The organism is Pseudonocardia nematodicida (assembly GCF_040105385.1).
Lineage (GTDB): Bacteria > Actinomycetota > Actinomycetes > Mycobacteriales > Pseudonocardiaceae > Pseudonocardia > Pseudonocardia nematodicida.
This window is the reverse complement of the sequence record NZ_JBEDNQ010000003.1, coordinates 297,153-315,136: the sequence shown is the minus strand read 5'-3', so window position 1 is coordinate 315,136 and position 17,984 is coordinate 297,153. Positions and strand designations below refer to the sequence as shown.

Annotated in this window: 21 protein-coding genes and 1 pseudogene; 6 read left to right on the top strand and 16 right to left on the bottom strand. The window is 72.5% G+C overall.

From position 1 onward, the window contains the following. The first annotated feature begins 23 nt into the window (after window positions 1–23). Genes WIS52_RS08925 through WIS52_RS08905 form a run of 5 tightly spaced genes read left to right on the top strand, consistent with a single transcriptional unit; the run spans window position 24 to window position 5,295 of the window. The gene (locus WIS52_RS08925) at window positions 24–1,619 is read left to right on the top strand and encodes an ABC transporter substrate-binding protein (RefSeq protein WP_349297655.1); all 1,596 of its coding nucleotides are present in this window, start codon (window positions 24–26) and stop codon (window positions 1,617–1,619) included. Further along, window positions 1,616–2,620: an ABC transporter permease gene (locus tag WIS52_RS08920; protein ID WP_349297654.1), complete on the top strand. Its 1,005-nt coding sequence runs from the start codon at window positions 1,616–1,618 to the stop codon at window positions 2,618–2,620. The genes WIS52_RS08925 and WIS52_RS08920 overlap by 4 nt, the downstream gene beginning before the upstream one ends. After that, on the top strand, window positions 2,613–3,536 hold the full coding sequence (locus tag WIS52_RS08915; RefSeq protein ID WP_349297653.1) for an ABC transporter permease: 924 nt from the start codon (window positions 2,613–2,615) through the stop codon (window positions 3,534–3,536). The genes WIS52_RS08920 and WIS52_RS08915 overlap by 8 nt, the downstream gene beginning before the upstream one ends. Then, entirely contained in the window at window positions 3,533–4,645 is a 1,113-nt protein-coding gene (locus WIS52_RS08910; protein ID WP_349297652.1) for an ABC transporter ATP-binding protein, read from the top strand. The genes WIS52_RS08915 and WIS52_RS08910 overlap by 4 nt, the downstream gene beginning before the upstream one ends. Then, window positions 4,642–5,295: an ABC transporter ATP-binding protein gene (locus WIS52_RS08905; protein ID WP_349297651.1), complete on the top strand. Its 654-nt coding sequence runs from the start codon at window positions 4,642–4,644 to the stop codon at window positions 5,293–5,295. Before WIS52_RS08910 ends, WIS52_RS08905 begins: the two co-directional genes overlap by 4 nt. A 30-nt stretch (window positions 5,296–5,325) precedes the next feature. On the opposite strand, the gene WIS52_RS08900 is transcribed toward WIS52_RS08905, so the two are convergent. Then, complete coding sequence (locus WIS52_RS08900; RefSeq protein WP_349297650.1) at window positions 5,326–5,769, bottom strand: nucleoside deaminase; 444 nt, start codon at window positions 5,767–5,769, stop codon at window positions 5,326–5,328. 140 nt (window positions 5,770–5,909) lie between these two features. Between WIS52_RS08900 and WIS52_RS08895 the strand changes: the two genes are divergently transcribed. Then, window positions 5,910–6,380 (top strand): hypothetical protein, encoded by a 471-nt coding sequence (locus WIS52_RS08895; protein WP_349297649.1) that lies wholly within the window; start codon window positions 5,910–5,912, stop codon window positions 6,378–6,380. 94 nt (window positions 6,381–6,474) lie between these two features. On the opposite strand, the gene truA is transcribed toward WIS52_RS08895, so the two are convergent. The 15 genes and pseudogenes from truA to rplO all read right to left on the bottom strand — a co-directional run bounded on the left by truA (window position 6,475) and on the right by rplO (window position 17,974). Then, window positions 6,475–7,356 (bottom strand): tRNA pseudouridine(38-40) synthase TruA, encoded by an 882-nt coding sequence (truA, locus tag WIS52_RS08890; protein ID WP_349297946.1) that lies wholly within the window; start codon window positions 7,354–7,356, stop codon window positions 6,475–6,477. Between the two features lie 161 nt (window positions 7,357–7,517). After that, window positions 7,518–8,075: pseudogene (rplQ, locus tag WIS52_RS08885) on the bottom strand (50S ribosomal protein L17); the annotation flags it as partial. A gap of 2 nt (window positions 8,076–8,077) precedes the next feature. Further along, the gene (locus WIS52_RS08880; RefSeq protein ID WP_349297648.1) at window positions 8,078–9,130 is read right to left on the bottom strand and encodes a DNA-directed RNA polymerase subunit alpha; all 1,053 of its coding nucleotides are present in this window, start codon (window positions 9,128–9,130) and stop codon (window positions 8,078–8,080) included. Between the two features lie 93 nt (window positions 9,131–9,223). Further along, window positions 9,224–9,829: a 30S ribosomal protein S4 gene (rpsD, locus tag WIS52_RS08875; protein ID WP_349297647.1), complete on the bottom strand. Its 606-nt coding sequence runs from the start codon at window positions 9,827–9,829 to the stop codon at window positions 9,224–9,226. Window positions 9,830–9,847: 18 nt separating this feature from the next. Further along, window positions 9,848–10,255, bottom strand: coding sequence for a 30S ribosomal protein S11 (gene rpsK, locus WIS52_RS08870; RefSeq protein WP_020622915.1), 408 nt, complete (start codon window positions 10,253–10,255; stop codon window positions 9,848–9,850). Continuing rightward, the gene (gene rpsM / locus WIS52_RS08865; RefSeq protein ID WP_349297646.1) at window positions 10,255–10,635 is read right to left on the bottom strand and encodes a 30S ribosomal protein S13; all 381 of its coding nucleotides are present in this window, start codon (window positions 10,633–10,635) and stop codon (window positions 10,255–10,257) included. Before rpsM ends, rpsK begins: the two co-directional genes overlap by 1 nt. Before the next feature lie 174 nt (window positions 10,636–10,809). Further along, the gene (gene rpmJ, locus WIS52_RS08860; RefSeq protein WP_130292373.1) at window positions 10,810–10,923 is read right to left on the bottom strand and encodes a 50S ribosomal protein L36; all 114 of its coding nucleotides are present in this window, start codon (window positions 10,921–10,923) and stop codon (window positions 10,810–10,812) included. A gap of 46 nt (window positions 10,924–10,969) precedes the next feature. Continuing rightward, window positions 10,970–11,191, bottom strand: a complete 222-nt coding sequence (gene infA, locus WIS52_RS08855) for a translation initiation factor IF-1 (RefSeq protein WP_010228514.1) — start codon at window positions 11,189–11,191, stop codon at window positions 10,970–10,972. 213 nt (window positions 11,192–11,404) lie between these two features. Beyond that, window positions 11,405–12,802, bottom strand: coding sequence for an NAD(P)(+) transhydrogenase (Re/Si-specific) subunit beta (locus WIS52_RS08850; RefSeq protein ID WP_349297945.1), 1,398 nt, complete (start codon window positions 12,800–12,802; stop codon window positions 11,405–11,407). 20 nt (window positions 12,803–12,822) lie between these two features. Next, window positions 12,823–13,158, bottom strand: coding sequence for an NAD(P) transhydrogenase subunit alpha part 2 (locus WIS52_RS08845; protein WP_349297645.1), 336 nt, complete (start codon window positions 13,156–13,158; stop codon window positions 12,823–12,825). Continuing rightward, complete coding sequence (locus WIS52_RS08840) at window positions 13,155–14,309, bottom strand: Re/Si-specific NAD(P)(+) transhydrogenase subunit alpha (protein ID WP_349297644.1); 1,155 nt, start codon at window positions 14,307–14,309, stop codon at window positions 13,155–13,157. Before WIS52_RS08840 ends, WIS52_RS08845 begins: the two co-directional genes overlap by 4 nt. A gap of 77 nt (window positions 14,310–14,386) precedes the next feature. After that, complete coding sequence (gene map, locus WIS52_RS08835; RefSeq protein WP_349297643.1) at window positions 14,387–15,232, bottom strand: type I methionyl aminopeptidase; 846 nt, start codon at window positions 15,230–15,232, stop codon at window positions 14,387–14,389. A 37-nt stretch (window positions 15,233–15,269) separates the two neighbouring features. Further along, window positions 15,270–15,824: an adenylate kinase gene (locus WIS52_RS08830; protein ID WP_349297642.1), complete on the bottom strand. Its 555-nt coding sequence runs from the start codon at window positions 15,822–15,824 to the stop codon at window positions 15,270–15,272. Between the two features lie 126 nt (window positions 15,825–15,950). Further along, window positions 15,951–17,261, bottom strand: coding sequence for a preprotein translocase subunit SecY (secY, locus tag WIS52_RS08825; protein ID WP_349297641.1), 1,311 nt, complete (start codon window positions 17,259–17,261; stop codon window positions 15,951–15,953). 272 nt (window positions 17,262–17,533) lie between these two features. Further along, window positions 17,534–17,974 (bottom strand): 50S ribosomal protein L15, encoded by a 441-nt coding sequence (rplO, locus tag WIS52_RS08820; protein WP_349297944.1) that lies wholly within the window; start codon window positions 17,972–17,974, stop codon window positions 17,534–17,536. Window positions 17,975–17,984: the final 10 nt, after the last annotated feature.

Genomic DNA, 17,984 nt, shown 5'->3' with positions numbered 1-17,984 from the left:
TGTTGCCCATAATGTGCCGCTGCGTGACCATCTCGCGGAACGTCGCCGTCCCGCTGCTGGCGGCGCTGCTCGTCGCCGGCTGTGCGGCCCCCACCCCCGGCCCCGGGGAGGCCGGCCCGGCCGGGGACGGCGACGCGATGACGCTCGCCGACGGCTACGAGCCCGACGACCTCAACCCCCTGCTCGGCTACGGCTCGGAGGGGGCGAGCAAGTTCTACGACGGCCTCTTCGCCTACGACGCCGACCGGACCCTGCAGCCCGCGCTGGCCGCCGGCGAGGCGACGCCGTCGGACGACCAGCGCACGTGGACCGTCCCGATCCGCGACGGCGTCACCTTCCACGACGGGTCCGCGTTCGGCCCGGAGGACGTCGTCGCCACCTATTCGGCGATCCTCGACCCGGACCGGGCGGCGACGATCCGGTCCTCGGTCCCGATGCTGCGCGCGGTCGAGGCCGAGGGCCCGGACGCGGTCCGCTTCGAGCTGGAGTACCCCTACGGCGCGTTCCCGGAGCGCCTGACCTCGGGGATCCTGCCGTCGGAGATCCTCGACGACGGCGGGCCGGTCGCCGACCTGCCGGTGAACACCGAGGCGGTCGGGACCGGCCCGTACCGGCTCACCGAGTGGCGCCGCGGCGACACGATGATCATGGAGGCGAACGCCGGCTACTGGGGCGGCGCGCCCGCCGTGAGCCGGGTGACCGTCGTGTTCGCCGCCGACGACAACACCCGCGCCCAGCGGACCGCGGCCGGCGAGTTCGACGGCACCGTGCTCCCGCCGGCGCTGGCCCGCCCGGTCGCCGAGCAGAGCGGGCTCGCGCTGCGCGAGCACGCCTCGGCCGACTACCGCACGATCGCGCTGCCGTTCGCGAACCCGGTGACCGCCGACCCCGCGATCCGCGCCGCGCTCAACCGCGCCGTCAACCGCGAAGGCATGATCGACGCGCTGCTGGCCGGCCAGGGCGAGCCGGCTCACCACCCCATCCCGGGCGTGCTGCCCGAGCAGGTCGAGCCGGCGGCGACGTTCGCGTTCGACCCCGCGGAGGCCGGCCGGATCCTCGACGACGCCGGCTGGGCCCCGGGGCCGGACGGCGTCCGGTCCCGCGACGGCCGGCCCGCGAGCTTCACCCTGATGTACTCCGCACAGGACACCGTCCGTCGCGACCTCGCGCAGGCGTTCGCCTCGGACGCCCGCGCCGCCGGGATCGACGTCCGGCTCGAGGGGCTCGGCTGGGAGGCGATCGAGCCCCGGATGGGGACCGACGCGGTCGTCCTGGGCGGCGGGGACCCGTTCGACCCCGGCTTCAAGGCGTGGCAGCTGCTGCACTCGGCGAACGCCGCGGACGGCTTCAACAACCCGGGCTCGTACGCGAACCCCGAGGTCGACGCGGCCCTGGACGCCGCGCTGCGGGCACCGGACGAGGCCGGCCGGACCGAGCAGATCAAGGCGTTCCAGCGGGCCTACGTCGACGACCCCGGCATGGTGTTCCTGGCCTTCCTCGGGCACAGCTACGTCTCGCGTGACGACTGGGACGGCTACGTCGAGGTCGTCGAGCCGCACACGCACGGCGTCACCTGGGGTCCGTGGTGGAACCTCGAGGACTGGACCCCGAAGCAGTGACCGTCGCTGCACCCGGCGACCGCCGCCGCGGCCGGGCCGTCGCCCGGCTGGTGGGCCTGCGGGTGCTGCTGGGCGTGCCGACGGTGCTGGCCGTCGCGGTCGGGGTGTTCCTGCTGGCCGCGGCGTCGCCGTTCCGGCCGGTGTACCAGTACTTCGGCGTCGGGATCTTCTCCGCGAGCGACGACGACATCGCCGCCGCCGAGCGCGCGCTCGGCCTGGACGGCGGGGTGTGGGTCCAGCTCGGCCGCTGGCTCGGCGGGCTGGTGACCGGCGACCTCGGGCAGAGCCTGTCGATGCGCCAGCCGGTGGCGACGGTGATCGCCGAACGGCTGCCGTGGACGCTGCTGCTGGTCACCTGCGCGTTGCTGGTCTCGCTGGTGCTGGCCCTGCTGGCCGGGACGGTCGCGGCCTGGCGGCAGGGCGGCTGGTTCGACCGGACCGTCACCGCGGTCGGGCACACCCTGGAGGGCCTGCCGCCGTTCGTGCTGGCGCTCGGTGCGATCGCGGTGTTCGCCGTGGCCTGGCCGGTGCTGCCGGTCGCCGGGCTCACCGACGCGGGCGCCGCGCCGACGTTCGATCAGGTCAGCAGGCATCTCGTGCTCCCGGCGGTCGTCCTGGGGATCTCCCAGACACCGTGGCTGGTGCTGCACGTGCGCGCCTCGCTGATCGCCGCGCTGGACGACGACCACGTCGCCGGGGCGCGGGCGCGCGGGCTGCCCGAGACGGTCGTCGTGCTGCGGCACGCGCTGCCGACGGCGCTGCTGCCGTTCGTCACCGTGCTGGGCAACCGGCTGCCCGAGCTGGTGACCGGGGCGGTGCTGGTGGAGACGGTGTTCTCCTGGCCGGGGATCGCCGCGGCGGTGGTGACGGCCGCGCTCGCGGTGGACTTCCCGCTGCTCGCGGCGCTGACCCTGCTCTCGGCCGTCGCGGTGCTGGCCGGCTCGCTGGTCGCGGACCTGACCGTGCTGCTGCTGGACCCGCGGGTGGACGCCGATGTCTGAGGATCTCGCCGTCCGCCCCCGCCGGCGGCAGGACCCCGGCCCGTGGCGCCCGGCCGGCCGGCCGCGGCCCGGCTCGCCCCGCGGGCGTCGGTCGTCGGGGCGGGCCCGGCTGGTCGCCGGAGCGTCCGGGCTGGCGCTGCTGGTGGTGGCGGCGCTGCTCGTCCCGTGGCTCGGCGGCCTCGACCAGGGCGCCGTCGACTACACCGCGATCCGGCTGCCGCCCTCGGCCGAGCACCCGTTCGGCACCGACTCGGTGGGCCGCGACGTGCTGCTGCGCTCGTTCGCCGGCCTGTGGGTCTCGCTGCAGGTCGCGGCGGCGTGCGCGGTGCTCTCGACGGTGATCGGCACCCTGTTCGGGTCGCTGTCCGGGCTGCTCGGGGGCTGGTACGACCGGCTGCTGATGCGGGTGGTGGACGCGGTCAACGCGGTCCCGCACCTGCTGCTCGGGATCGTGATCGTGGCGCTGTACCGGGGCAGCGTGCTCGCGGTGATCGCGTCGATCGGGCTGACCCACTGGACGACCGTGGCGCGGGTGGTGCGTGCGGAGATCCTCTCGCTGCGGCATCGGCCGTTCATCGACGCGGCGATCTCCGGCGGGGCCACGCGGTGGCGGGTGCTGCGCCGGCACCTGCTGCCGGCGGTGCTGCCACAGGCGGTGCTGTCGGCGGTGCTGATCCTCCCGCACGCGGTGTGGCACGAGACGGCGCTGAGCTTCCTCGGTCTCGGGCTGCCGCCGCACCTGGCGAGCCTGGGCACGATCCTCGGCGAGGGGAGACAGGCGGTGCTGCTGGGGGCCTGGTGGATCGTGGTGTTCCCGAGCGTGCTGCTCGCGGCGACGACGTTGTGCGTGGCCGGGATCGCGGCCTGGTGGCGGGACCGCACGCTGCCGCGACGGCGGTCGGAGCAGGCGCTGTGACCGCGGAGCGGAGCTCGGTGCGCGCGGAGCGGAGCTGGGTGCGCGCGGCGGGCGACGGCGTCGCGACCGACCGGTCGCCCGGGCCGGGCGGAGGCGCGCCGGGAACGCCGCCCGTGCTCGCGGTCCGGGGCCTCGACGTCGCGTTCCGGGTCGGACGCGGCCCGCGCGCCCGGACCGTACGCGCCGTCACCGGAGCCGACCTGGACCTGCGCCCCGGACGGCTGACCGCGCTGGTCGGCGAGTCGGGCTGCGGCAAGTCGGTGCTCACCGAGGCGTTGACCGGACTGCTCCCCGGCAACGCGTCGGTCCGCGGCGCGGCGCTGCTGACCCCACGTTCCGCGGAACGCGATCCGGTCGGCCCTGCCGGGACCTCGCCGCGTTCCGCGGAACGCGAGCCGTGGAGCGTCGAGCTGCTCGCCGCCCCGGAACCGGTCCTGCGCGACCGGGTCCGCGGACGGCTGATCGGCCTCGTCCCGCAGTCCGCGGCGACCCACCTGACCCCGACCCGCACGGTCGGCGCGCAGCTGCGCGAGACCGCGGCCCGGCTCGGCGCCGGTGCCACCGCGGCGGAGCTGGTGGACCGGGTCGCGCTGCCCGCGCACGTCCTCGACCTGTACCCGCACGAGCTGTCCGGCGGGACCGCGCAGCGGGTGGGTCTGGCCGCCGCACTCGCCGGGGACCCGCCCGTCCTGCTCGCGGACGAGCCGACCGCGGGCCTGGACCGGCCGCTGGTCGATCACGTCACCGGCCTGCTCGCCGGGTTGGCCGCCGACGGCCGGGCCGTCCTGTTGATCACCCACGACCTGTGGGCCGCCCGGGAGGTCGCCGACGACGTCGCCGTCATGTACGCCTCCCGGTTCGTCGAGACGGGCCCGGCCGCCGAGGTGTTCCGCGACCCCTGGCACCCGTACACCGTGGGTCTGCTCGGCGCCCTGCCCGACGCCGGGTTCACCCCGGTGCCCGGGCACCCGCCGGAGCTCTCCGCGCTGCCCGACGGCTGCCCGTTCGCGCCGCGCTGCGCGGTCCGCGACGCCTGCACCGGCGACCCCGAGCCGGTGCCGTACGGAGCCCGCACGGTCTCCTGCCACGTCCCGGAGGTGCGGCGATGACCCTGCAGGCCAGGGAGGTGACGGCCGGCTGGCGGCGCGGACACCCGGTCGTCGACGGCGTCGACCTCGCCGTCGAGCCGGGATCGGTGCTCGGGCTGGCCGGGCCGTCGGGGTGCGGGAAGTCGACGCTGACCCGGGTGCTGGCGCTGCTGCACGCCCCGTGGTCCGGCACGGTCACCGTGTCCGGGCAACAGGTGCGCCGCTTCCGCTTCGGCGCCCCGCCGGCGCTGCGCCGCCGGATCGGGGTGGTGTTCCAGTCCCCGCGCGCCTCGGCGGACCCGCGACTGAGCCTGGACGGGATCGTCGCCGAACCGCTGCGGGCCGCCGGCCTCCCGGAAGCCGAGGCGGGGCGCCGGGTCGACGAGGTGGCCGAGCGGGTCGGGCTGACCGCCGAGCTGCGGTTCCGGCGCCCGCACGAGGTGTCCGACGGCCAGCTGCAGCGGGCCTGCCTGGCCCGCGCGCTCGCCCCGCGGCCGGACTTCCTGCTGTGCGACGAGATGACCGCGATGCTCGACGCCTCGACGACCGCGGCGCTGGTGTCGGTGGTGTCCGACGAGGTCGCCGGCCGCGGGCTGGGCGTGCTGGCGGTCAGCCACGACGAGCCACTGCTGCGGGCCTGGGCCGGCGAGGTCGTCCGCCCCTGGACCTGACGGCCCCGGGGCGGGCGCGTGCGGCGGCGGTCAGTCCGCGACGCCGATGTCCTCGTTCCACAGCTCGGGGCGCTCGGCCGTGAACGCGGTCATCAGCGCCACACACCGCTCGTCGTCGAGCACGGTCACCCGCACCCCGTGCTCGGCCAGCCAGTCGTGCCCGCCGTGGAACGTCCGGGCCTCGCCGACGAGCACCGCGCCGATGCCGAACTGCCGGACCAGCCCGGAGCAGTACCAGCACGGGGACAGCGTGGTGACCATCGTCGTCGCCCGGTAGTCGCGCTGCCGGCCGGCGTCACGGAACGCCGCGGTCTCCGCGTGCACCGACGGGTCGCCGTCCTGGACCCGGCGGTTGTGCCCGCGGCCGAGCACCTCGCCGTCCGGACCGAGCAGGGCCGCGCCGATCGGGATCCCGCCCTCGGCGAGCCCGGCCCGGGCCTCGGCGACCGCCACGTCCAGCCAGCTCTCGTCCACGCCGTCAGCGTAGGCGCCGCGATGATCGCCGGGATCGTGCCACCGGCGACGCGGCACGGCGCTCCCGTCACGATCGTGGCGATCGTGTCCGGGTAGTCGTACCGATTCCCTCGTGCGGGGCCACCCGGCAGGATCTGCCCATGCGGACGGGCTGGAACGTGCTCCTTCAGATCGGCGCCCTGGTGGCCTTCCTGGGGCTGCGCGTGCTGGCGCCCGGCTGGTTCCTGGTCATCGTGGTCATCACCATCGTGCCGGCGGTGCTCCTGCTGGTCCCCACCGTGCTGTCGCTGGTGGTGATCCGCCGCCGGGTGCTGACGCGCGCGGTGAGCGCACCGTTCGTCGCCTGCGCCGCGACGCTGGTCCTGACCGGCCTGGTCATGCCGGACTTCGGTGACACCGCCGACTCGGTGCGGGCACCGGTGCAGGTGCTGCTGGGGATCTCCGCCCCGGACGTCGCCACCCTGCTGCAGGTGCCGGGGATGCTGTTCGTGTTGGGCTGGATCGCCTCGCTGCTGTGGCTGTGCGTGGCGCTGATCGCGACCTCGCGGATGGCCCGGCGCCGGCGCGCCCCCGCCCCGCCGCACCCGACCTGGCAGCAGCCCACCGGCTGACCATCCGCTCGCGGGATCGGAGAACGCGCGCCCGACCGGGCGCGCGTTCCCGGAACCGGCGCGCGTCCGGGGCGGGCTCGGCCCGATGGCGCGCTCAGCCGGTGCCGGGGACCCGGATCCGGCGGGTCTGCTCGGCCCGCGCGGCCAGCTCGTCGTCACCGGGGTAGTCGACGCCGGCCAGCGAGAGCCCGTGCGGCGGCGCGACCGTCACCTCGGACGCCCGCACGGTCCGTCCGAGCAGCCCCGCCGGCCACTCGGGAGGCCGGTGCCCGCGCCCGACCTCGAACAGCGCACCGACCAGGCTGCGGACCATCGAGTGGCAGAACGCGTCCGCCGAGACCGAGGCGACCAGCACGTCCGGCTCGCCCGGCGCGGGTGACCAGTCGAACCGCTGCAGCGCGCGCACGGTCGTCGCCCCCTCGCGGCGCTTGCAGAACGCGGCGAAGTCGTGCTCGCCGAGCATCCGCTCGGACGCGGCGTTGAGCAGCGCGGGGTCCAGCGGGTGGGGCCAGGCGACGGTGTCCCGGGCGCGCAGCGGCTCGGCACCGAACGGCGCTGTGCTCACCCGGTAGCGGTAGTGCCGGCGCAGCGCGGAGAACCGGGCGTCGAACTCGTCCGGGACCCGGCTCAGCGCGTGCACCCGGACGTCGACCGGGAGGAAGCGGTTGAGGCGCCGGAGGAGTCCCTCCACCTGCGGCTCCGACGGGGCCGGGAGGTCCACGTGACAGACCTGCCCGGACGCGTGCACCCCGGCGTCGGTGCGGCCGGCGACGGTGATCCGCACCGGGATCCGCAGGACCGTCGAGATCGCCTCGGTCAGGACGCCCTGCACGGTGCGCCGGGTCGGTTGCTGGGCCCAGCCGGAGAAGTCGGTCCCGTCGTAGGCGACGTCGAGCCGGAGCCGGAAGGAGTCGGAAACGCCGACGAGCCCGCCGTCGGTGACGGCGGGCTCGTCGGGGTGGTGCGGTCGGCTCAGGAGCCGGACTCCTTCTTCCCGGAGTCGGCGCCGGAGTCGGACACGGCCTCGGTCGCCTCGGCGGCGGCCTCCTCCGCAGCCGCGGCGGCGTCGACGGCCTTGTCGGCGGCCTCGGAACCCGGGGCCACCTCCTCGGCCTCGACCGCGGCGTCGACCGCCTTGTCGGCGGCCTCCTGCGCCTCGTCGGCCGCGGTGACCTCGGCCTCGGCGGAGGTGGTCTCCTCGGACGCCTTCAGCTCCTCGGCGGCCGCGGTCGAGTCGGCCTGGGCCTGCTCGATCTTCTCCTCGGAGACCTCGGCGGCAGCCGGGGCGGCCTGCGAGGCGGCCGCGCGGCGGGCGCGGTTCGCCTCGTCGGTGACCGTCTTCTGCTGGACCAGCTCGATGACCGCCATCGGGGCGTTGTCGCCCTTGCGCGGCATCGTCTTGGTGATCCGGGTGTAGCCACCGTTGCGGTCCGCGAAGAACGGACCGATCTCGGTCACGAGCCGGTGCACGACCGACTTGTCCCGGATCACCTTCATGATCTGGCGACGGTTGTGCAGGTCACCGGCCTTGGCCTTGGTGATCAGCCGCTCGGCGTACGGACGAAGCCGCCGGGCCTTGGCCTCGGTGGTCTCGATCCGGCCGTGCTCGAACAGCGAGGTCGCCAGGTTGGCCAGGATCAGCCGCTGGTGCGCGGGCGACCCGCCGAGGCGGGTGCCCTTCGTGGGCTGGGGCATGGCTACAACTGCTCCGTTTCTGCGTAGTCCTGACCGTCGTCACCGAAGGTGCCGGGGTCGAACCCGCCGTCACCGTCGGCGCCGTACTCGGCCGCGGCCGCGGCGGGGTCGAACCCGGGCGGGCTGTCCTTGAGGGCCAGGCCGAGGCCGACGAGCTTCATCTTGACCTCGTCGATCGACTTGGCGCCGAAGTTACGGATGTCGAGCAGGTCCGCCTCGCTCCGGCCGACGAGCTCGCCGACCGTGTGGATGCCCTCACGCTTGAGGCAGTTGTAGGACCGGACGGTGAGGTCCAGCTCCTCGATCGGCATCGCGAACGCCGCGATGGTGTCCGCCTCCTGCGGGGAGGGGCCGATCTCGATGCCCTCGGCGTCCACGTTCAGCTCGCGGGCCAGGCCGAACAGCTCGACCAGGGTCTTGCCGGCCGAGGCCAGCGCGTCCCGCGGGGTGATGGACGGCTTCGACTCGACGTCGAGGATGAGCTTGTCGAAGTCGGTGCGCTGCTCGACTCGCGTGGCCTCGACCTTGTAGGTCACCTTCAGCACCGGCGAGTAGATCGAGTCGACCGGGATCCGGCCGATCTCGGCACCGGTGGCCTTGTTCTGCATCGCCGGGACGTACCCGCGACCCCGCTCGACGACGAGCTCGACCTCGAGCCGGCCCTTGTCGTTCAGCGAGGCGATGTGCAGGTCCGGGTTGTGCACGGTGACCCCGGCCGGCGGCACGATGTCGCCGGCGGTGACCGCACCCGGGCCCTGCTTGCGCAGGTACATCGTCACCGGCTCGTCCTCCTCGGAGCTCACGACGAGCTCCTTGAGGTTGAGGATGATGTCGGTGACGTCCTCCTTGACCCCCGGCACGGTGGTGAACTCGTGCAGGACGCCGTCGATCCGGATGGAGGTGACGGCGGCGCCGGGGATGGACGACAGCAGCGTCCGGCGCAGGGAGTTGCCGAGGGTGTAGCCGAAGCCCGGCTCCAGCGGCTCGATGACGAACCGGGAGCGGGTCTCGGTGACCACGTCCTCGGAGAGACTGGGGCGCTGAGAGATCAGCATGGGTGTGTGCCTCCTTAGCACCTGCGACAACCGCTATTTGATGTCGCAGACGAGAACCCGCCGCCCCTCCCTGCGGGGCGACGGGGTGTCGAGCTACTTCGAGTAGTACTCGACGATGAGCTGCTCGGTGACCTGGGTGTCGATCTGAGCGCGCACGGGCAGCTGGTGGACCAGGATGCGCAGGGTCGACGGGACGACCTGCAGCCACGCCGGGACCGGACGGTCGCCCTGGGTCTCCCTGGCGATGACGAACGGGTCGGTGTTCCGCGACTTCTCCCGCACGTCGATGATGTCGTACTGCGACACCTTGAAGCTCGGGATGTCGACCTTCTTGCCGTTGACCGTGAAGTGGCCGTGGTTGACCAGCTGACGGGCCATCCGACGGGTCCGGGCCAGGCCGGCGCGGTAGACGACGTTGTCGAGGCGCGACTCGAGGATCTGCAGCAGCTCGTCGCCGGTCTTGCCCTCCCGGCGGTGCGCCTCCTCGTAGTAGGCGCGCAGCTGCTTCTCCTGCAGGCCGTACCCGAAGCGGGCCTTCTGCTTCTCCTGCAGCTGCAGGAGGTACTCGGTCTCCTTGATCCGGATCCGGCCGTGCTGGCCGGGCGGGTAGGGACGACGCTCGAACGCCTGGTCGCCGCCGACGAGGTCGGTCTTCAGTCGGCGCGACTTGCGGGTCATGGGGCCGGTGTAGCGAGCCATGGTGGTTCTTCCTTCCCCTTAGACCCGACGCCGCTTGGGCGGACGGCATCCGTTGTGCGGCTGCGGCGTGACGTCGGAAATGGTGCCGACCTCGAGACCGGCGGCCTGCAGCGAGCGGATCGCGGTCTCGCGACCCGAGCCCGGGCCCTTCACGAAGACGTCGCACTTCTTCATGCCGTGGTCCATCGCCTTGCGGGCCGCGTTCTCGGCGGCGAGCTGGGCGGCGAACGGCGTCGACTTGCGCGAGCCCTTCAGGCCGACGTGCCCGGACGAGGCCCAGGCGATGACGGCACCGGTCGGGTCGGTGATCGACACGATCGTGTTGTTGAACGTGCTCTTGATGTGGGCGTGCCCGTGAGCGACGTTCTTCTTCTCGCGGCGGCGGACCTTCTTGGGTCCGGCGCCCTGGCGTGCGCGGGGCGGCATTACTTCTTACCTGCCTTCTTCTTACCGGCGACGGTCTTCTTCGGGCCCTTGCGGCCGCGCGCGTTGGTCTTCGTGCGCTGGCCGCGGACCGGAAGGCCGCGACGGTGACGGATGCCCTGGTACGAGCCGATCTCGATCTTGCGGCGGATGTCCGCCTGGATCTCCCGGCGCAGGTCACCCTCGACCTGCAGGTTCGCCTCGATGTACTCGCGGAGCTTGCTGACGTCCTCGTCGGTCAGGTCCTTCGACCGGAGGTCAGCGCTGAGCGCGGTCGCCTCGAGGATCTCCTTCGACCGGGCCCGTCCGACCCCGAAGATGTAGGTGAGCGCGATCTCCAGCCGCTTCTCGCGGGGGAGGTCGACGCCGGCAACACGTGCCATGCGGCGTGTTCTCCTTGTTCTCGTTCCAGGTCTTCCCGACACCCGTCCCGATCCGCCGCTAAGTGAATCGGGCCCCGGCCTGGTTCCGGGGGTGCCACCGGGCCCTCATGGCCCGGCAGGTGTGTCGGGGGCTTCGCGTGCGCGATCAGACGATCGCGACGAGCACCGCTCTGCTCAGCCCTGGCGCTGCTTGTGGCGCAGGTTCGAGCAGATCACGATGACCCGGCCGTTGCGGCGGATCACCTGGCACTTGTCGCAGATCTTCTTGACGCTCGGCTTGACCTTCACGTCGTCTGCCTCTGTTCGTGGTTCTTCTCGGTGACGCGACCGACGGTCACTTGTAGCGGTAGACGATCCGGCCGCGGCTGAGGTCGTAGGGCGACAGCTCGACGACCACCCGGTCCTCGGGGAGGATCCGGATGTAGTGCTGGCGCATCTTCCCGCTGATGTGCGCGAGGACCCGGTGGCCGTTCTCCAGCTCCACCCGGAACATCGCGTTCGGCAGGGGCTCGACGACCCGGCCCTCGACCTCGATCGCTCCGTCCTTCTTGGCCATGTCCTCCGCTATCCGTGACAGGTGTCGGTTGCTCCCGGCCGTCCCGGCCCGGGGGCCGGCGGTCGGGGGGCGCGCGCACGACCCGGAACCGGGGTGCGTGGGAGCACGACGGGACCGGCGCCGCAGAGCGCACCGATGACCCAGTGTACGGAGGTCGCGCGAGGTGGGCGCAGGCGGGGGTGACGGGCGTGCTAACGGTGCCCGCCGCCTGAGCTACAACGCCTTGAGCTCCTCGGTCACCTCCATGACCGACGACTTCGCGTCACCGAACAGCATCGAGGTGTTGTCGAGGAAGAACAAGGGGTTCTCGACGCCGGCGAAGCCGGATCCCATCGACCGCTTCAGCACGATGACGTTGTGCGACTCGTCGACGTTGAGGATCGGCATCCCGTGGATCGGGCTCGACGGGTCGGTGCGCGCGGACGGGTTGGTGACGTCGTTCGCCCCGATCACCAGCGTCACGTCGGTGCGGGAGAACTCGTCGTTGATGTCGTCCATCTCCTTGAGCGCGTCGTAGGAGACGTCGGCCTCGGCGAGCAGGACGTTCATGTGCCCCGGCATCCGGCCCGCCACCGGGTGGATGGCGTACTTGACCTCGACGCCCTTGGACTCGAGCAGCTTGGCCATGTCCTTGACCGCGTGCTGGGCCTGCGCCACGGCCATGCCGTAACCGGGCACCACGATGACCTGCGAGGCGTAGGCCATCTGGATCGCGGCGTCCGCGGCCGAGGTCGACTTCACGGTGCGCTCGACGCCGTCGCCGGAGACCGCGGCCTGGGTCCCGCCGAACCCGCCGGCGACGATCGCCGGGATGGTCCGGTTCATGGCGACGGCCATCTGGTTGGTCAGGATCGAGCCGGACGCGCCGACGATCATGCCGGCGACGATCATCGCGGTGTTGCTCAGCGCCAGCCCGGCCGCCGCGGCCGACAGCCCGGTCATCGCGTTGAGCAGCGAGATGACCACCGGCATGTCGGCGCCGCCGATCGGCAGCACGACCAGCACGCCGACGAGCGCGGCCAGCACGAGCACCGCGATGATCCACCACTCGGAGGCCCCGCCCAGGCCGGAGACGACCGCGGCGACGACGGCGAGCACGAGCAGCCCGATGTTGATCGGCTGCTGCACCCGCCCGAGCCCGATCGGGCGGCCGGGCAGGAGCTCCTGCAGCTTGCCGTAGGCGATCAGCGAGCCCCAGAACGAGACGGAGCCGACGATCGCGGCGAACATCGTCGCGATGACGACGTAGAGGGGCTCGTCGAGGAAGCCCGTCGACGAGCGGAACTCGGCCCACGCGATCAGCGCGACCGCGCCACCGCCGACCCCGTTGAACAGCGCCACCATCTGCGGCATCTGGGTCATCCGCACATTGCGCGCGGACGGGACGCCGATCAGCGTGCCGATCACCAGACCGGCCACGACCCAGATCCAGTTCGCCCGCACCAGCAGCAGCGTCGCGACCACCGCGATGCCCATGCCGACGGCGGCGATCCAGTTGCCGCGGACCGCCGTCCGCGGGCCGGTCAGCCCGGACAGGCCGTAGATGAACAGCGCGAACGCGATGATGTAGAGGATCGGGACGACCACCCCGAGCGGCCCGTCGGGCAACATGTCCGTCGCCGCCAGCGCGCTCACGAGCCGCTCCCGTCCTTCTCGGTCCTCGCGGCGGCGGCACCGGGTTGCTTGCCCTTGAACATGCCGAGCATCCGGTCTGTGACCAGGAACCCGCCGACGACGTTGATGGTGCCGAACGCGATCGCGACGACCAGGATGATCGTGTCGACGACGCCGGGCGTCTCCTCGCGGCCCAGCACCACGATCGCGCCGAGCAGCACGATGCCGTGGATCGCGTTGGTGCCCGACATCAGCGGGGTGTGCAGGGTGTTCGGGACCTTGGAGATGACGGCGAAGCCGACGAAGCCGGCCAGCACCAGGATCGCGATGTTCGAGAGCAGTTCGGAGCTCATTCCTGCGCCTCCTCGTCGTCCTCGCGGGTCACGCAGGCCTTGGCCAGGACCTCGTCGGAGAAGTCCGGGGACAGCTCGCCGTCGTCGATCATCAGCTCGAGCAGCGCGGTGACGTTGCGGGCGTAGAGCTCCGAGGCGTGCTCGGGCATCGACGCCGGCAGGTTCAGCGGGGACACGATCGTCACGTCGTGCCGCACGACCGTCTCCCCCGGCTCGGTGAGCTCGCAGTTGCCACCGGCCTCACCGGCCATGTCGACGACCACGCTGCCCGGCCGCATCCCCTCCACGGCGGCGGCGCTGACCAGCCGCGGCGCGGTCCGGCCCGGCACCAGCGCGGTGGTGACGACGACGTCGAAGCCGGTGATGGCCTTCTCCAGCTCCTCCTGCTGCCGGGCCCGCTCGTCGTCGGTGAGCTCGCGGGCGTAGCCGCCCTCACCGGCGGCGTCGATGCCGAGGTCGAGCCACTGCGCGCCGAGCGAGCGGACCTGGTCGGCGACCTCGGGCCGCACGTCGTAGCCGGTGGTGCGGGCCCCGAGCCGTTTCGCGGTGGCCAGTGCCTGCAGCCCGGCGACGCCGACGCCAAGCACCAGCGCCTGCGCGGGCTTCACCGTGCCGGCCGCCGTCGTCAGCATCGGGAAGAAGCGGGTGGAGCGCTCGGCGGCGGCGAGCACGGCCTTGTAGCCGGCGACGTTCGCCTGCGAGGACAGCGCATCCATCCCCTGCGCCCGGGAGATCCGCGGGATCGACTCCATCGCGAACCCGACGACGCCGGCGTCGCGCAGCTTCTGCACCGTCTCCGGGGAGGTCAGCGGGGCCAGGAACCCGATGAGGACCTGGTCGCGGTGCAGGCCGCCGATCTGCTCGGGGGTCGGCGGGTTCACCACGGCGACGACGTCGCACGCCCACGGATCGCCGATCTCGGCACCGGCCTCGGTGTAGGCGGAGTCCGGGAGCAGCGCGCCCTCGCCCGCCCCGGCCTCGACGACCACCCGGGCACCGCGGTCGGAGAGCTTGCCGACGACCTTCGGTACGAGCGCCACCCGGCGCTCACCCTCGCGGATCTCCCTGGGGACACCGACGGTGACCGACCTCGGCGTCCCACCGCCGTCTCCGGTGGATGCGGCGGCACCGCCGCTGGCCTCATCGCCCATGTCGGGAACCTAGACCACGCCCGGCGATTCCCGCTCGCGCAAGCTGATCCGGACTGTCCCCGCGATCAGGCCGGGCCTCACGCCCCGGGTCGGTCCGGCGCGCCGGCCGGTGCGGTGAGCAACCAGGGCCCGTCCTCGGTGACGGCGACGGTGTGCTCCCAGTGCACGGCCCGACCACCGGAGGCGGTGACGACGGTCCAGCCGTCGGCGAGCTCCTCGGTCTCCGGGTCGCCCGCCACCAGCATCGGCTCGACGGCCAGCGCCATGCCGGGCCGCAGTCGCGGGCCCTTGCCGGGCTCGCCGTGGTTGGGCAGGAACGGGTCCATGTGCATCGAGGTACCGATCCCGTGACCGCCGTACTCGGCGACGATCCCGTAGTCGGCACGGTCGGCGTGCGCGGCCTCCTCGCACGCCTTCTCGATCGCGTGCGACACGTCGGTCAGCCGGGCGCCGGCCCGGACGGCGAGGATGCCCGCGTCGAGGGCCGCCTTGCAGGCGGCCGACAGCGCGAGGTCCGCGTCCGACACCGCGCCGACCGCGATGGTCACCGCCGAGTCGCCGTGCCAGCCGTCGAGGATCGCGCCGCAGTCGACCGACAGCAGGTCGCCCTCGGCCAGCACCTGCGACGGCGACGGGATGCCGTGCACGATCTGCTCGTTCACCGACGCACAGATACTGGCCGGGAACCCGTGGTAACCGAGGAACGACGGCACGGCGCCGGCGTCCCGGATGGTCTGCTCGGCCACCGCGTCCAGCTCACCGGTGCTCACGCCCGGCTTGGCGTGCTCGGTGACCGCGGCGAGCGCGGCGGCCACCAGGGCCCCCGCCTCCCGCATCGCCTCCAGCTGACGTCCGGTCTTGAGCTCGATGTCCCGACCCCGGTACCGGGCGATGGCGCCACGCAGGCCGCCCCGACCGTTCATGCGTTCCCTCGGTTCCTCGCGTACCCGGTGCGGGTGCTCAGGCGCTACGGTCCCGCAGCGCCGAGAACACCCGCTCGGTGATCTCGCCGACCTCGCCGACGGCGTCGATCGTCACCAGCTGGTCGCGGTAGTACTCCAGCAGCGGCGCGGTCTCCTCGCGGTACACGCGCTGCCGGTTGCGGATGGTGTCCTCGTTGTCGTCGCTGCGGCCCCGGCCGAGCAGCCGCTGCACGACGACCTCGTCCTCGACGTCGAACTGCACGACCGCGTCGAGCGCGAGGTCCTTCTCGTCGAGGATCTCACCGAGCGACTTCGCCTGCGCGGTGTTGCGCGGGAAGCCGTCGAGGATGAACCCCGAGGCGGTGTCGGCGTCGCCGAGCCGGTCCCGGACCATCCCGACGGTCACCTCGTCGGGCACCAGGTCGCCGGCGTCCATGTAGCGCTTGGCCTCGCGGCCGAGCTCGGTCTCGTCGCGCAGGTTCGCCCGGAACAGGTCGCCCGTCGAGATGTGCGGGACGTCCAGCCGCTCGGCCATCTTCTCGGCCTGGGTCCCCTTGCCCGCGCCGGGCGGCCCCACCAGAACCAGTCGCACGCGACACCGACCTCCTGAAGTCTCGTCTGCTCCACACCGGCGACGCCGCCGGTGCGCGGTGCCATCGCACCGGGTATCGGCGCCGGGTGCCTCGATCGGGTCCCGCTCCGCCATGCTCGGGCGAGCCTAACGCAGGAAACCCTCGTAGTTCCGCTGCATGAGCTGACTCTCGATCTGCTTCAGGGTGTCGAGACCCACGGTGACCATGATCAGCACCGCGGTGCCGCCGAACGGGAAGTTCTGGTTCTGGCCGTCGCCGGTGATGCCCAGGAAGAAGTTCGGGAGCACCGCGACGATGCCCAGGTACAGCGAGCCGGGCAGCGTGATGCGGCTGAGCACGAAGTTCAGGTACTCGGCGGTCGGCCGGCCGGGCCGGATCCCCGGGATGAAGCCGCCGTACTTCTTCATGTCCTCGGCACGGTCGTCCGGGTTGAACGTGATGCCGACGTAGAAGTAGGTGAAGAAGATGATCAGCCCCATGTACATGACGATGTGCACGGGATTGGACTGATCGACCAGATAGGTCTGCACGAACTGGGCGAACCAACCGGTCTCGTCACCGGCCAGCTGCGCGATCAGGTTCGGCAGGTACAGCAGCGAGCTACCGAAGATCACCGGCACGACGCCGGCCTGGTTCACCTTCAGCGGCAGGTACGTCGAGGTGCCGCCGTACATCCGGCGGCCGACCATCCGCTTGGCGTACTGGACCGGGATCCGGCGCTGGCCGTTCTCGACGAACACCACGCTGGCGATGATCGCCAGGCCGAACGCGCAGACACCGGCGAAGACGAGCGGGCCGGAGTTGTCAAGGATCTGCTTGCCCTCGGCGGGGATCCGGTGCGCGATCGAGGCGAAGATCAGCAGCGACATGCCGTTGCCGATGCCGCGCTCGGTGACCTGCTCGCCCAGCCACATCACCATGGTGCAGCCGGCCACCATCACGAGGACGATGACCGACAGCGTGAACACCGAGGCGTCCGGGATGACCGGCAGCGCACAGCCCTGGAACAGCTGGCCGCGTTCGGCCAGCGCGACGAAGCCGGTGGCCTGCAGCGTCGCGATACCGATCGTCAGGTAGCGCGTGTACTGGGTCAGCTTGGCCTGGCCGGACTGGCCTTCCTTCTTCAGCTGCTCGAACCGCGGGATCACGACCTGCAGCAGCTGCACGATGATGCTCGCGGTGATGTAGGGCATGATGCCCAGCGCGAAGATCGACAGCTGGAGCAGCGCTCCGCCGGAGAACAGGTTGATGAGGGAGTAGACGCTGGCGTTGTCGCCGCCCTCGACCTGACGGACGCACTCCTGGATGTTCGGGTACGACACACCCGGGGACGGGATGTTGGCCCCGAGCCGGTACACCGCCACGATCGCCAGCGTGAAGAGGATCTTCTTGCGGAGATCCGGCGTGGTCAGGGCCGCCCGGACTGCGCTGAGCACTCGGTGATCCTCCTACGACGTCGGCGGCCCGACACCGCCTGTGCCGGCCCCGGGACGGGGTCGGCCGGATGAGAGACACGGTCCGGGCCTCCCGGGCCGGATGGGACCGACCGGTTCGTTCCCGGCGGGGGAGGCCGCGCGTGCGCCTGTCGGAGTTGTGTGGGCGCAATGCCCGGGCCTGACTCTAACAGCGGCCCGGACACGCCTCGGCGCCGCCCACCGGAGGTGGACGGCGCCGAGGTACCGCCGTGGTACTGCTGTGGAGCCCTGGCTTACAGCTCGGAGACCGAGCCGCCGGCCGCGGAGATCTTCTCCCGCGCGGACGCGGAGAACTTGTGCGCCTTCACGGTCAGGGCGACGCCCGAGAGCTCGCCCTCCCCCAGCACCTTGACCAGCTGGTTCTTCCGGACCGCGCCGGCCTCGACCAGCTCCGCCGGCCCGACCTCGCCGCCCTGCGGGAACAGGGTGGCCAGGTCACCGACGTTCACGACCTGGTACTCGACCTTGAAGCGGTTCTTGAAGCCCTTGAGCTTCGGCAGCCGCATGTGCAGCGGCATCTGCCCGCCCTCGAAGCGGGGCGACACCGTCTTGCGGGCCTTGGTGCCCTTGGTGCCGCGACCGGCCGTCTTGCCCTTCGAGCCCTCACCGCGACCCACACGGGTCTTCGCGGTCTTCGAGCCCGGGGCCGGACGCAGGTCGTGCAGCTTCAGCACGGACTGCTCG

What these genes read in the sequence shown, in the direction of transcription:
- WIS52_RS08915 (WP_349297653.1), top strand. Translation starts at nt 2,613, where the DNA reads ATGTCTGAGGATCTCGCCGTCCGCCCCCGCCGGCGGCAGGACCCCGGC.
- WIS52_RS08905 (WP_349297651.1), top strand. Translation starts at nt 4,642, where the DNA reads ATGACCCTGCAGGCCAGGGAGGTGACGGCCGGCTGGCGGCGCGGACAC.
- WIS52_RS08895 (WP_349297649.1), top strand. Translation starts at nt 5,910, where the DNA reads ATGCGGACGGGCTGGAACGTGCTCCTTCAGATCGGCGCCCTGGTGGCC.
- WIS52_RS08880 (WP_349297648.1), bottom strand. Translation starts at nt 9,130, where the DNA reads ATGCTGATCTCTCAGCGCCCCAGTCTCTCCGAGGACGTGGTCACCGAG.
- rpsD (WP_349297647.1), bottom strand. Translation starts at nt 9,829, where the DNA reads ATGGCTCGCTACACCGGCCCCATGACCCGCAAGTCGCGCCGACTGAAG.
- rpsK (WP_020622915.1), bottom strand. Translation starts at nt 10,255, where the DNA reads ATGCCGCCCCGCGCACGCCAGGGCGCCGGACCCAAGAAGGTCCGCCGC.
- rpsM (WP_349297646.1), bottom strand. Translation starts at nt 10,635, where the DNA reads ATGGCACGTGTTGCCGGCGTCGACCTCCCCCGCGAGAAGCGGCTGGAG.
- infA (WP_010228514.1), bottom strand. Translation starts at nt 11,191, where the DNA reads ATGGCCAAGAAGGACGGAGCGATCGAGGTCGAGGGCCGGGTCGTCGAG.
- WIS52_RS08850 (WP_349297945.1), bottom strand. Translation starts at nt 12,802, where the DNA reads ATGTTGCCCGACGGGCCGCTCGGGGTGGTCGTCCCGATCCTCTACATC.
- WIS52_RS08845 (WP_349297645.1), bottom strand. Translation starts at nt 13,158, where the DNA reads ATGAGCTCCGAACTGCTCTCGAACATCGCGATCCTGGTGCTGGCCGGC.
- WIS52_RS08840 (WP_349297644.1), bottom strand. Translation starts at nt 14,309, where the DNA reads ATGGGCGATGAGGCCAGCGGCGGTGCCGCCGCATCCACCGGAGACGGC.
- map (WP_349297643.1), bottom strand. Translation starts at nt 15,232, where the DNA reads ATGAACGGTCGGGGCGGCCTGCGTGGCGCCATCGCCCGGTACCGGGGT.